The 12,853-nt window shown below is 67.4% G+C and carries 15 protein-coding genes; 3 read left to right on the forward strand and 12 right to left on the reverse strand.

Features of this window, described 5'->3' with window-relative positions; all coding sequences use genetic code 11:
* Positions 1–30: 30 nt before the first annotated feature.
* The 11 genes from H074_RS01930 to H074_RS01980 all read right to left on the reverse strand — a co-directional run bounded on the left by H074_RS01930 (position 31) and on the right by H074_RS01980 (position 9,766).
* Positions 31–852 carry a F0F1 ATP synthase subunit delta gene (locus H074_RS01930; protein ID WP_007028328.1) on the reverse strand — a complete coding sequence of 274 codons (822 nt, stop codon included), beginning with the start codon at positions 850–852 and terminating at the stop codon, positions 31–33.
* A 6-nt stretch (positions 853–858) separates the two neighbouring features.
* Positions 859–1,425 (reverse strand): F0F1 ATP synthase subunit B, encoded by a 567-nt coding sequence (locus H074_RS01935; RefSeq protein WP_007028329.1) that lies wholly within the window; start codon positions 1,423–1,425, stop codon positions 859–861.
* Positions 1,426–1,458: 33 nt separating this feature from the next.
* Positions 1,459–1,713 carry an ATP synthase subunit c family protein gene (locus tag H074_RS01940; protein WP_007028330.1) on the reverse strand — a complete coding sequence of 85 codons (255 nt, stop codon included), beginning with the start codon at positions 1,711–1,713 and terminating at the stop codon, positions 1,459–1,461.
* Between the two features lie 61 nt (positions 1,714–1,774).
* A complete protein-coding gene (gene atpB / locus H074_RS01945) occupies positions 1,775–2,572 on the reverse strand; it encodes a F0F1 ATP synthase subunit A (RefSeq protein WP_007028331.1) in 798 nt (265 codons plus the stop codon).
* Between the two features lie 379 nt (positions 2,573–2,951).
* Positions 2,952–3,407: a Cg1360 family ATP-synthase-associated protein gene (locus H074_RS01950; RefSeq protein ID WP_007028332.1), complete on the reverse strand. Its 456-nt coding sequence runs from the start codon at positions 3,405–3,407 to the stop codon at positions 2,952–2,954.
* A 79-nt stretch (positions 3,408–3,486) separates the two neighbouring features.
* A complete protein-coding gene (locus H074_RS01955) occupies positions 3,487–4,638 on the reverse strand; it encodes a glycosyltransferase family 4 protein (RefSeq protein ID WP_007028333.1) in 1,152 nt (383 codons plus the stop codon).
* A 229-nt stretch (positions 4,639–4,867) separates the two neighbouring features.
* Positions 4,868–5,518: an L-threonylcarbamoyladenylate synthase gene (locus H074_RS01960; RefSeq protein WP_007028334.1), complete on the reverse strand. Its 651-nt coding sequence runs from the start codon at positions 5,516–5,518 to the stop codon at positions 4,868–4,870.
* A gap of 106 nt (positions 5,519–5,624) precedes the next feature.
* Positions 5,625–7,610: a M6 family metalloprotease domain-containing protein gene (locus H074_RS01965; protein ID WP_007028335.1), complete on the reverse strand. Its 1,986-nt coding sequence runs from the start codon at positions 7,608–7,610 to the stop codon at positions 5,625–5,627.
* 301 nt (positions 7,611–7,911) lie between these two features.
* Positions 7,912–8,778 carry a peptide chain release factor N(5)-glutamine methyltransferase gene (gene prmC, locus H074_RS01970; protein WP_007028336.1) on the reverse strand — a complete coding sequence of 289 codons (867 nt, stop codon included), beginning with the start codon at positions 8,776–8,778 and terminating at the stop codon, positions 7,912–7,914.
* Positions 8,779–8,862: 84 nt separating this feature from the next.
* On the reverse strand, positions 8,863–9,411 hold the full coding sequence (locus H074_RS01975; RefSeq protein ID WP_007028337.1) for an HD domain-containing protein: 549 nt from the start codon (positions 9,409–9,411) through the stop codon (positions 8,863–8,865).
* Positions 9,412–9,418: 7 nt separating this feature from the next.
* A complete protein-coding gene (locus H074_RS01980; protein ID WP_007028338.1) occupies positions 9,419–9,766 on the reverse strand; it encodes a MerR family transcriptional regulator in 348 nt (115 codons plus the stop codon).
* Positions 9,767–9,825: 59 nt separating this feature from the next.
* On the opposite strand from H074_RS01980, the gene H074_RS01985 reads away from it, so the two are divergent.
* Both H074_RS01985 and wsfD read left to right on the forward strand, forming a co-directional pair.
* Positions 9,826–10,611, forward strand: a complete 786-nt coding sequence (locus H074_RS01985) for an alpha/beta fold hydrolase (RefSeq protein WP_007028339.1) — start codon at positions 9,826–9,828, stop codon at positions 10,609–10,611.
* A 31-nt stretch (positions 10,612–10,642) separates the two neighbouring features.
* Positions 10,643–12,076, forward strand: coding sequence for a glycan biosynthesis hexose transferase WsfD (wsfD, locus tag H074_RS01990; protein ID WP_007028340.1), 1,434 nt, complete (start codon positions 10,643–10,645; stop codon positions 12,074–12,076).
* 25 nt (positions 12,077–12,101) lie between these two features.
* Here the strand turns inward: wsfD and H074_RS40900 are convergent, their stop codons facing one another.
* Complete coding sequence (locus H074_RS40900; RefSeq protein ID WP_167333156.1) at positions 12,102–12,263, reverse strand: hypothetical protein; 162 nt, start codon at positions 12,261–12,263, stop codon at positions 12,102–12,104.
* Between the two features lie 194 nt (positions 12,264–12,457).
* Between H074_RS40900 and H074_RS40090 the strand changes: the two genes are divergently transcribed.
* The gene (locus H074_RS40090) at positions 12,458–12,760 is read left to right on the forward strand and encodes a hypothetical protein (RefSeq protein WP_152521331.1); all 303 of its coding nucleotides are present in this window, start codon (positions 12,458–12,460) and stop codon (positions 12,758–12,760) included.
* Positions 12,761–12,853 lie beyond the last annotated feature (93 nt).

Below are 12,853 nucleotides of genomic sequence, written 5' to 3' on the forward strand. Positions count from 1 at the left end.
GTGCCAGTGTGCAAAGTCGTTGTTGTGGGTTCAGCCGGCCAACCGGCGACGCAGGGCGTCGATCCGCCCCGCGGTGCTGCCGTCGATGACCTCGTCGCCGACGCGGACGACCAGTCCGCCGCCGAGTGACGGGTCGACCTCGACGTGCAGCGCGAGCTGCCGCCCGTAAAGGGCGTTGAGCTTCTCGCTCAGCCGAGCCTGCTGTTCGTCGGAAAGCGCGCTCGCGCTGGTCACCCGGGCGACCGAGCGTTCACGGCGTTCCGCGGCCAGCTGGACCAGCTCCTCGAGGGCGTTGCCGACCCCACGGCCCTTGGCGCGCAGGACGACCTGCTCGACGAGGGTCTTGGTGACCACGTCCACCTTGTCGGCGAACAGGGTGCGGACGAGGGTCCGCTTCGCCTCCGCGGGGGCGGTCAGGTCGGACAGTGCCCGTTCGAGCTCCGGCTCCCCCGCGACGATACGGCTGACCCGGAACAGCTGGTCTTCGACAGCGTCGATGTTCCCGGACTTCTCCGCACTGGTGAGCAGCGCCGAGCGGCCGAGGGCCTCGAGCCCGTCGGTCAGTTCGCGCGGGCTCGACCAGCGGCTGCCCGCCACGGAGTCGAGCACCTGCAGGGCCGGTTCGGAAACCTTGCCCGCGAGGATCCCGCGGGCGAGGCCGACCCGGGCTTCGGACGAGGCCGAACCGTCGGCGACGGCCCGGCGCAGGCCGATCTCCCGGTCCAGCAGGGCGACGACCGAAAGCAGCTCGTCGCCGACCGTCGCCGGGTCAGTGCCCGCGGCGGCCAGAACCTCGCCGAGACGATTCTCGGCGAGGTCGAGCGCTTCACGGCTCGCAGCATGCAGCGTCATTCTGGTCTACTTTCCCGCTCCGAGACCAGCACCGTTGGCACCTGCGGTCTCCAATTCGGCCAGGAACCGGTCCACGGTGCCGTGACGGCGCGCGTCGTCCGCGAGCGACTCGCCGACGATGCGGCTGGCCAGCTCGACGGAGTTACGGCCGAGTTCGGCGCGCAGCTCGGCGATGATCTGCGCCTTCTGGGCCTGCAGCTGAGCCTGGCCCTGGGCGACGATGCGCTGGGACTCGGACTCCGCCTCGGCCCGCAGCTCCGCCTTGATCTGCTCGGCTTCGAGCCGGGCGTCGTCGCGGATCTTCGCGGCCTCGGAACGGGCTTCCGCCAGCTGCGCCTTGTACTGCGCAAGGTTTTCTTCGGCTTCGGCCTGCGCCTTCTCGGCTCGCTCGATGCCACCCTCGATCAGCTTGGTCCGCTCTTCGTAGGTCGCCTCGAAACGGGGAACGACGTACTTCTTCAGAACGAACAGCAGCAGAAGGAAGGCGACGAAACCGAGGATGAGCTCGGGAATGTGCGGCACGATCGGGTTGGGCGCCGCTTCCGAGGCCAACACCAATTCGGTCTTCAGCACAACGTCTCCTTAAGCGATGAGCGGAACTCAGTCTTAGACGGAGGCGAGGAAGTAGATGACGATACCGATCAGCGCGAGCACCTCGGTCAGCACGAAGGTCGAGAAGGCGATGCTCTGCAGCTTGCCCTGGGCCTCCGGCTGACGGGCGGTGCCGTTGATGACCGCGGCGAAGATCAGACCCACACCGATGCCGGGGCCGATCGCGCCGAGGCCGTAACCGATGGCGGCGAGACCCGGGTTGATGTTGGTAGCGGCCTCGGCAGCCTGCGCAAGAACGATGTTGCTCACGTGCGTTTCCCTTCAAACTCGGTCCGCGCGACTCACGCGGATCGGGGGCTTTTGGTGTTTCTCAGTGCTCCGACGCCAGAGCGGCGCCGATGTAGCCTGCGGACAGCAGAGCGAAAATGTATGCCTGCAGGACCTGGATGAATGCCTCCAGGAACGTCATCGCGATGGCGAACAGGAATGCCACCGGCGACGCGGCCTTGACGATGCCTTCACCGTCGGTCAGCAGGAAGCTCCCGCCGAGCGTGAAGACCATGATGATGAGGTGACCGGCGAACATCGCGGCGAACACCCGGATGGCCAGGGTGGCCGGCGCGATGAAGAACTTCTGCGCGAACTCGATGGTGGAGTACAGCGGCAGAACGAACCCGGGAATACCGGCCGGCGCCAGTTCCTTCTTCAGGTAACCCTTGAAACCGTGGCGTTTGAACCCGACGTAGTGGTACACCGGGTAAACGACAAGGAACGCGAGAGCGACCGGGAAGCCGATTCGCGCCATGGTCGGGAACTGGAAGAACGGGATGATCCCGAAGATGTTGTTCACCAGCACGAAGCTGAAGAGGCCGAGCACGAGCGGGATGAACGGCTTGAAGTCGGCCGAGCCGATCTGTTCCCGCGCGATGTTGTTGCGGCCGAAGTTGTAAATCGACTCGGCGATGAACTGTCCCTTACCCGGGACGACCTTCAGCCGGCGCGACGACACCATGAAGTAGGTGACGAGGATGATCAGGGAGATGACCACCAGCAACATCGGCTTGGTGAAGCTCAACCAATAGCCGGAGCCGAACAACGGCGGTAGGTTGAAGTCTTTGACGCCAGGCGGCGTGAACTCCGCACCCTCGGCTAGTACCAGCGCGCCCACTGGGCTCCTTCCGGTTCTCCCGGCCGGCGTTCACTCCGCCGGGGGAATCGTCACGATCTGGACTTAACGTACCCGACACGTATCGGGCCGTCGGAGGCGGCCACCCCACGATGTGCTGAACACGGTTTCACGTTCCGCACACGAGGATTCTCGATGCAGTGCTCCCGGGAGACAGACGCCTACCAGCGGGTAATGAGGGACGATTCAACACCGTCGCCACACTGCTGTTCGGGGTTCGTCATCAGGAGCCGGCAGCCGAGGCCGCCGCCCATACGCGGACCATATCAGCAGGTTCCGACGGGCCGTACAGGCGTACTACATTGCCCCCGATCGGCCCAGGACCTAGGTCCCGTCCCAGGTCAGGACCTCGGTCCCGGGATCAGCGGGAAGCGGGGATGATCGTCGGGATCTTGGTCTTGCGGAAGGCCGCGAACTCCACCGCGGCGGCCACGAGAATCGCGACGATCATGGTGACTCCCAAGGCCATCGGGTGGATCGAGGTCACCCCGCGCAGCAGGCTCAGCGCCGCGAAAAGGACGACGATCTTGAGCACGTAACCACCGAGAGCGATCACCATCACGAACATCGGATCCATGCCCGCGCTGAAGCGCATCAGGCCCAGCGTCGCGAGAGCGGACACGATGGCGAGCACGCCGCCGATGACCGAGCCGAGCAGGCCCGGGAGTCCATTGAGGATGGTGAACACCACGATGCAGATCAGCACCGCGGGCGGAACCAGCTTCAGGGAGGCCTTCATCATCGCGTTGGCCGCCTGCAGAACCACCTTGGCGTGAGGGTTCTCCTCCGCCTCGACGGTCTTCTCGGTCTCGCTCACAGAAAACTCCCTGGTTGTCTCAGCCCGCCAGTGTAGGCCCGTACCGATGTGGACGTTCAGGCAGTCTGAGTTGTGCCGTTCAGGCGGTCCGGTTCCGCGACCGCAGCCTGGGCACGATCGACACCAGGGTCGCCAGCAGGAAGCCGAATCCGACAATCCAGAAAACCGCGACACTGTCGAAGAGCGTGACCGAAACGGCGCCGAACGCGAGCAGGCCCGCCCACAAGTAGATGAGCAGCACCGCGCGACGCTGGGAATGGCCGATCTCCAGCAAACGGTGATGCAGGTGCATCTTGTCCGCGGCGAACGGGCTCTCACCGCGACGGGTGCGGCGGATGACCGCCATGATCAGGTCGAGCATCGGCACGAACAGCACCGCGGCGACCACGACGAGCGGCGAGAGCAGCGCCAGCGCGTCCTTGCCGCTGAACTGCGGGTACGGCACGCGGCCCGACGCGGACGTCGTCGCGCCGGCCAGCATGAGACCGATCATCATCGAGCCCGAATCGCCCATGAAGATCTTCGCGGGCTGGAAGTTGTACGGCAGGAAGCCCAGACAGGCGCCGGCGAGCGTGGCGGCGATGAGGGCGGGCGGGTACGCGCCGACGTCGCCACCCGAGGAATCGAGCAGGCCGAGCGAAAAGGAGCACGTCGCAGCGGCGGCGATGAAGCCGAGGCCGCCGGCGAGCCCGTCGAGGCCGTCGACGAAGTTCATCGCGTTGACCATGACGACCACCAGCACGACGGTCAGCAGCGCGCCCTGGTTCTTGTCCAGCACCAGCACCTGGCCGAAGGACTCGCCACCGCCGCCCCACGGCACCCAGAACGACACCCACTGCACACCGAAGATCACCAGGATCCCGGCGCACATGACCTGACCGGCCAGTTTGGTCCAGGCGTCCAGCTCGAACCGGTCGTCGAGCGCGCCGATCAGGGAGATCACACCCGCGGCGAGCAGGACACCCAGCGAGTCGAAGGAGAAGTCGAAGCCGCGGCTCAGCGCGGGCAGCTGGTGCGCGAGCCCCATCGCGGCGGCGACACCGAGGAAGATGCCGATGCCGCCCATGCGCGGGATCGGGGTGACGTGGACGTCGCGGGCGCGCGGGTTGGCGATCGCGCCGATCCGGATCGCGACCCGGCGCACGACGCCGGTGAGCAGGAAGGTCACGGCCGCCGCGGTGAGGGCGACGAGGAGGTACTCCCGGATCGGGAGGCCTTGCGTGGGAGGCATGATCGCGTTACGCCGCCGAGGTCCAAGTCACTCGAACACGCTACCGCGTGAGGGGGATACGGCGGCCGACGGTCCTAATGTCGCTTGGTCCTGCTTCGCGCGTGCGGAAAGACCGCACATACGTGTCGGGTCTCCGCACACCCGTGCGTGGAAACCGCACACGTGCGTGACGGGCCGGCACACACGTGTGACGGGTTGACACACGGGTGTGACGGGTTGACACGCCGCGCTAGGCGAGTGACTCCGCGGGCACGCCCAGTACTTCCGCGACGGCGGCGCGGCTGACCGCGCCCTCCCGCAGGATGACCGGGTCGTCGCCGGTGAGATCGACCATCGTGGACGGAACGGGCTCGCCGGAGGAGCCACCGTCGAGGTACACCGCGACGCTGTCACCGAGCTGATCGACCGCCTCCTGCGCGGTGGTGGCGGGCGGACGGCCCGACACGTTCGCGCTGGAGACCGCCATCGGGCCGACATCTCGCAGCAGTTCCAGCGCGACCGGGTGAAGCGGCATCCGCAGCATCACCGTTCCGCGTGACTGGCCCAGATCCCACTGCAGGCTCGGCGCGTGCGGAAGGATGATGGAGAGGTCGCCGGGCCAGAAGGCCTCGATGAGCGCGCGAGCCTGCGGCGGCGTGCCGAGCACGAGTCCGTCCACAGTGGACCAGGAGCCGACCAGGACACCGACCGGCATGTCCGGACCGCGGTTCTTGGCCCGCAGGAGGGACTGGACGGCGCCGCCGTCGAAGGCGTCCGCGCCGATGCCGTAGACCGTGTCGGTCGGGAGGACGACGAGACGGCTGGAGCGCACCGCGCTCGCCGCCGCGGCGAGCCCGTCGGCCCGCGTTTCACGCTTGCTGCAGTCGTACACCGCGCTCATGACAGGTGAGCGTAGCGCTGGGGCTGAAGGGCCCTTTCCCCGCATACGATGCACCGAAGGGGCCCTTCGCCGCGTTGCATGCGGCGAAAGGCCCCTTCAGCAACCGTCAGAAGGCGAAAGCGGTACAGACAGATGTCGCCGTCTTCGCCGGGTCCGCGATCGACGTCGCGGTCAGCTTGATGTGCGCGACGTGGTCACCACCCGCGGCCCGTTTGGCGTGCACCGTCGCCGAAGACCGCCCGCCGAACGGGACGGTCGACAGCTCGTTCGGCAGCCGCACCTCCCAGCCCTTCGCGCCGGTGGACGCGCTCAGGCGGTAGGTGTCGGTGTTGTAAGGCGCCGCCGCGCCCTTCGCGTCGCTAGTGTTGAGCACCGGGAACGAGCAGCTCGCGAGCCCCTGCGTGGCGAACGCCGGGGCCGACGGCCACAGCGAAACGCCCCTGGCCTGCGAACCCGCGCCGTCGAGCGAAGCCACCGTGACGACGTAGGACAGCACGCCCTTGCGGTCGCGCTCGACGTCCGAGACGAGGAACTTGAGCCTGTTCGCCTCGTCGGTGTACTCGTACTTGCTCGCGGAACCGGTGCCCGCCTTGAACGCGGCGTCGTTGAGCTGGCGGTAGTCGCCGATCGGGATCGGGACCGGGGTGCCGTCGGGCTTCTTGTAGTCGGTCATGCCGATGTCGGCCGGGTTCGCGTCGACGATCCATTCGAACGGCGCGTTGTCCTGGTTCTTCGTCTTCGCGATGATCACGCCGGAATCGGGGGCGAAGGAATCGCTGCCCATCCGGTCGACGACCTCGACGGTGTAATTGTTGTACCCACCGCCGTCGCAGAACGGATCCTTCGAACGATCACATTTCGGCGAAAGGTCCCCGCCGGTGAGCGCGATGTTGATGCCGCTGTAGGCGCCCTGTCCGGGAAGGACCGAACGCGCCGTGATCCTCGCCGAAACCGGGCCGGTCTCGGCGAGCTGGTTCCGGTCGAGCTTCAGCACGTCTTCGGGATCGATGATGTCGAGCTTCATCTTGGTGCGCAGCATGTGGTGCGAACCCATCGATCCGCCCTGTGTCGCCGGGATCTGCCAGCGCGTGTGCGGCCCACCGGGGCCGTTGAAGCTGCCGCGGGACATCATCTCCCACGGTCCGGTGTAGGTACGGGACGGCGGATTCCCGAACGGGTTGTTGTAGTTGTCGCCGATGCCGAGAATGTGGCTGAATTCGTGCGCGTAGACCCCCTGGCCCGAGCTTTCCGCCTGGGTCGAGGAACCGGTGACCGCGTTCGGCCAGATGCTCGCCGCGGATTTCCACGACGTCCACGGGACATAGCGGGTGGACGCGGCGTTCGGCATTCCCGCGACACCGGGCCCGAATTCGTCGGGCACGTTCTCGCGTTCGCCGAACTTCATCACGCCGAATTCCTGCCAGGTCGAACTTTCGTCCTGTCCGGCGGAAAGATAGAAGACGAAGTCGAACTGCTTGGAGATGTCACCCACGTCCGCCCGCCAGGCCGCGCCCGCGTCGGCGCGCAGGTCGCGTTGGCAGTTCGCGTCCGGCGGACAGGCGTCGGGCTGGAACTCCATGCCGTATTCGAAGGACTTGCCGGGCAGGCGATACGGCCCGAACGCGGTCAGTTCGACACCCAGCCTGCCGCCGGAGTCCTCCATCCAGTACTCGTTGATCGTGTGACCCTGGTTGAGCGCCTGCGGCTTGTTGAGGAAGTCCTGGTAGAACTTCGCGACCTCCGCGCGGGGGATGCCGCTCGCGGCGGGGCCGGGGTTGCCGAACACCGTCGAACGCGGGGGCTGCGTGACGGCGAATTCCTGATCCGGGTAGTCCGCGAGCACCACGGCGCCCTTGAACATCCGCTTGGTCGGCTTCAGCGCCGGGTCGGCCCAGTTGGTCCCGGGCGGTTTGCGGTAGTCGTCCCACGTCATGTGGTCCTGGTTCTCCCAGATCGACCCGTCGATCGGGGCGGGCCAGCCCTTCACCGGAGCCGCGGCGGACGCGGGCTGGTCGACCAGACCCGGCAGTAGCGCGACGGTGGCGAGGACGGCGAGTGTTCTGAGTGGGGCTCGTCGGAGAGACGATCGCATCGGGGTACACCTCCCAGTCGGACCGCCGATAGGCGGCCGTGATCGACGTTAGGAGGTGGGCTTTGCCCTGGGCACCGCCGGAAGTCGTGAGTCTCGCTAACTATCCGGCCCGACGCCTACTGCGACCAGGCGACTGCTTGCGATGGAAAGGTCGCGTGGCGTGCGGGGATCACCCCTGCGCACGGGTTTCGCCTGGTCGCGAGGTCCGTGAAGGCCTCCTTGAGGGACCCAGAGTCCCTCAAGGAGGCCTTCACGGACCACCTACCCACCGCGATTAGGTGCCGAATTGCGGTGGGGAAGCTCAGGAGACACGCAAGGCGGTGACGAAACGCGGCCGCCCGGCGAGGTCGAGGTGACCCTGCACGTCCGTCAGCACCCGCCGCGCCCGCACGAGCGCCGGGACGGCGGAGCCGTGCGTGTCGTCGTGCTCGATCGCCATCCCGCCGGTGGGCCGCAGCAGGCGCGCGGCGGCCGCGATCGCGTGCCGGATCACCGCCAGCCCGCTCTCCTCCGCGAACACCGCCCGCGGCGGGTCGTGCTCGGCGACCTCCGCCGGCACCGGCGTGCCTTCCGGGACGTACGGCGGGTTGCACAGGACCAGGTCGACGAGCCCGTCGAGTTCGGCGAACATCGTGCTGTCCGCGACGTCGCCGGAGTACAGCCGGATGGGCGTGTCCCCCGCGTCGGCGTGGACGTCGGCGTTGTGCCGGGCCCAGGCGAGCGCCTGGGCGTCGATGTCGACGGCGTAGACGACGGCGTCCGGCCGCGCGTGCTGCACGGCCAGCGCCAGCGCACCCGAGCCGGTGCACAGATCGACCACCACGGGGTACTCGCGCCCGTGCAGCAGTTTGAGGCCCCATTCCAGCAGCAGTTCGGTCTCCGGACGCGGGACGAACACCCCGGCGCCGACATTGACCGTGATGTCGCCGAGCGCGGCCCAGCCGGTGAGGTACTGCAGCGGGATCCGTTTGGCCCGCTGGTTCACGAGCTGGCCGATCGCGTCGATGACCGGCGGGTCCACCAGCGGCACCATCGGCAGGCGGCCGCGTTCGACGCCGAGGACATGGGAGGCGATCAGTTCCGCGTCCGAGCGCGGTGACGCCACACCGGCCTCGGTGAGGATGCGGGTCGCTTCCATGATGGCGAGGCGCAACGGCTGCCGGTTCACTGGTGTTCCTTCACAGAGTCAAGCCTGACACACGAGGCACGCGTGCCGGGGTCGATACACGCGGGCTCAGGGTATCGATTCCTTTCAGCGCACCCGCCACGAGAGCGAGGACAACGTCAGCGCCGCTTCGGCCACACGCCGCGCGAGGTCGGTCTGGAGGCTCTTCGTAGCCGAAGCGATCCACTCGTCCACGTTCCGTACACCGACATCGCGGTACTCGACGGCCTGAAGCAGCATCTCGAGCTTGTCCGCGTCGCGCGCGTACAGCGCCTCCAGGCTTTCCGCGCTTTCGTACTCGTCGACGGCGTCGCGCACCGAGTCACGCGCGGCGCCGGGTAGCGCCGAAGTCTGCGCGGCGGTGATCGCCCGCGGGTCCGGCTTCTCGACGAAACCCTTGATCGTGTGCGGGAGGTCGCCGGTCCGCGTCTCCTGTGTGTCGTGCCAGAGCGCGAGGTACGCCGCCCTCGCCGGGTCCGCGCCGCCCTCGGCCGCCAGCAGGCCGGCCAGTTGCGCGACCCGTGTGGTGTGCTCGGCGACCGATTCGGGATCGCGGACTCCCGCCTGCCACCAGCCCGCCCGCCGGATCCGCTTGAGCACACCCAGTTCGAACCCGAATCTGGCCAGGGCTTCCACAGTTCTCCTACACGTCGGCGGTGAGATATCCGGCCAGTGTCCCGCGCCGCTGCCGGAGCGTGTCGATGCGGTCGTCCATTTCGGTCAGTTCGCGCCGGATCTCCGCCACGACCGTGGGGCACAGGTCGAGTTCCGGCAGTTCGCCGTTCGCGCACGGCAGCAGCTTCGCGATGACCTGTGTGGTCAGCCCGGCCGCGAGGAGCGCGCGGATCTGCCGCACCGTGGTGACCGCGTCGTCGTCGAAGGTGCGGTAGCCGTTGAAGTCGCGCCGCGAGACCAGCAGTCCCTGCTCCTCGTAGTAGCGCAGCAGCCGGTGGCTCACGCCGGTCCGCCGGGACAGCTCGCCGATCAGCATGTGACCCCCGTCATCCGAGTTTGACCTTCACATCGATGTCAGTACCTAACGTCGCCGGCATGACGAATCATTTCGCGCACGTCGTCCGCGGTTCCGGCCCCGGCCTGCTGCTCGCCCACGGCGGTGGCGGCAGCGTCGAGGGCAACTTCGGGAGCATCCTCGACGACCTCGCCCGCACCCACACCGTCGTCGGCCCCGACTACCCAGGCGCCGGGGCCACACCGCGCAGCACCGGACCGCTGGACCTCGACATCGTCGCGGACGAACTGGTCTCCATCGCCGTCGACGCCGGCCTCGAACGCTTCGCGATCCTCGGCTACTCGCTCGGCACCGGGGTCGCCGTCCGCGCCGCGACCCGGCACCCCGATCGGGTCACCGGTCTCATCCTGACCGCCGGATTCACGAAACCGGACAACCGGCTCCTGCTGGCCGTCGACATCTGGCGCGAACTGCTGGGCGGCGACCGGAAGCTGCTGGCGAAGTTCCTCACCTTCGCCGCCACCGGCGAGAAGCATCTGAACGCGCTGTCGCCCTCGGAGCTCGAAGCCGCCGTCGAAGGACTCGCCGGATTCATCCCGGAGGGCAGTCCCGAACACGTGGGCCTCGTCGCGAACGTCGACACCCGGGCCGAGCTGGCCGGGATCTCGGTCCCCACCCTCGTCATCGCCACCACGCTGGACGGCCTCGCCCCGCCCGTCCACTCCCGCGAACTCGCGGCCGGGATCCCCGGCGCCGAACTGGTCGAGATCGAGGCCGGGCACGGTATCGGCGTCGAAGCCCGCGACGAATGGCTCGGCGTGATCCAAAAGTTCCTCTCCGCAAGTGTTGGAGAGGGTACGAACTGATCACCCTGCGGAATCTTCTAAGGTGACGCGGGTGAAGATCCGGGAAATCCGACTGACCCTGGGCGTGTTTTTCGCCGCGCTCGGGGTGCTACTCGTCCGATTCCTGGTTCCGCGCCCGATCGGCATGGCGGACAACGGCGACGGCTGGCGCATCTTGTGCCGGCTCGGCGCCCGCGAGCTCGACAGGCCATCGGAATACTTCGTCCGTTTCTCGTACGGCCCCGCCCCGGCCTGCAACAGCGAGTACATCTCCAGCCAGAGCTGGATCGACAAGATCGCCGGCGGGATCGGGCAGCTGCTCGGCTCGTCCGCGATCCTGAACCTGCTGGTCCTGGGCGTGCTGGGCTGTCTGCTGGTCGCCGGCGGGATCGCCGCGATCGTCGTGGGCCTGCGTCTTTCGGTCCGGAACAGCGTCATCGCCACGGCCGCGCTGCTGCTGGTCGCGGCGGACTCGGCCTTCTTCGGATACTTCGCCTCGGTGCTGAGCGAGGGCGCCGCCTTCGTCGGGATGCTCCTGCTCGCCGGCGGGCTCCTGCTCATGCACCGCACCGGGCCGTGGCGCTACACCGGGGCCGCGGTCACCGTGCTCGGCGCGATGATCGGGATCAACGCGAAGTCGCAGACGCTGCTGCTGATCCCGCTGTTCGCGCTCGCGCTGCTGTTCGTCCGGCCGACGGGCAGCCGCGGCCTGGCCCGGTGGGCGCTGCCGCTGGCCGTGCTCGCCGTCGTCGGCACGGGTACCGCGCTGGTGCAGGGGGCGGGCGACTCGGCCAACGCGGAGTACCGCGAGGCCAACATGTACCACGTCGTGTTCAACGGGATCGTGGACGGGAAGCACGACACCACCGGCGATCTCGCCGCGCTGGGACTCCCGCCCGAGTTCGCGAAGTACATCGGCACCGGCTGGTGGAGCGCGAACGCGGCCTGGCACGACCCCGAGTACGCCCAGTACCGCGACAAGATCAGCCGCCGCAACGTCGCCCAGTACTACCTCGAGCACCCGGGGCGCGTGGTCCAGATGCTGCACCGGTCCGCACAGGAGACATTGACCGCGCGGGTGCCGAACCTCGGCAGCTTCGGCGAGCACGCCGGGCAGCCGCCGCTCGCCAAGGAGTACCGGATCCCGGTCCTGTCCGGGATCACCGGCTGGATCGCCCCGCTGGGACTGTTCGCCCTGCTGCCGATCTGGCTGCTCATCGGCTGGGCGGGGCTCCGCGCCTTCCGGAACCGCACCGGACGCCGTGACGTGGGCATCGTGGTGCTCATGTTCCTGCTCTTCGCGATGGGCCAGATCCTGGTCTCCGGGCTCGCGGAAGGCATCGAGAACGTCAAGCACCAGCAGCTGACGATCTACCCGACCCTGCTCGCCGCCGCGTTCGCCGCGCTCTCGTTCCTGCCTCGGCGCGAGGAGGAATCGCCGTCGGTCGAGGAACGTGAGCCGGAAACGGCGTCCGTCTCCGGCTGATCTTCAGCGCGCGGGAGCCCAGGGGTCATCCGCAGGTCTGTGCCTTCTCGGTGTTCCGGTCGTACCGCAGCCCCGGCACGGTGGTGCTGTGTACTGCCACCGGGTTGACCAGCCCGATCGAGTCGTGCACCCACACGTCGAGCGGAAGCAGCGTTCCAGGACCGCCGATGTTGAAGTAGGTGAGCACGTCGCGGTCGTTCGCCGCGAGGGGGTACGGGACCCAATGCCACGTAGCTTAAGTTGGTCGACCTTTGACCTGCGTTTTCTTGTCGGCGGCGATTGTCGGTGCGACCTCGGGCAAGTTTCTCCATTGTGGCCAGTTGCTGGTGTGACGACAGGGATACGTGGGGCGTTGACCGAGGGGGCCAGAACAACGGCGACATGGAGCTGGTTTTCATATTCAGCTTAAGCTACGTGGCATCGGTACGGGACCCAGCACGTCCTGAACACAGCGGGGCGACCTGCGAAAATTTCCAGCGTCAGGTCAAGAGTCAAGCGACGCTCTTCGAATTCACGCTTCAAACGGGCGCCGCCTATCACAAGCATTGTCCAGGCAACAAGATAAGGTACCGGAAATTTCTCGACCATTTGCACGACAAGAAACCTGGACGACATCCCCAATTCCAAGAGGTGGCAAAGGTCGGCGCGACGGCCGGCCCTGAAATCAGGCACGCAACGGCCTAGGAGCTGCACCAGATTCAAATCAACCTGCCGAATGAAGTGGAGTAATATTCCACAGAGACGGCAAGAAGTCGACCTGCAACCCATTGAAATGAG

The organism is Amycolatopsis decaplanina DSM 44594, assembly GCF_000342005.1.
In the GTDB taxonomy this organism is placed as follows: domain Bacteria; phylum Actinomycetota; class Actinomycetes; order Mycobacteriales; family Pseudonocardiaceae; genus Amycolatopsis; species Amycolatopsis decaplanina.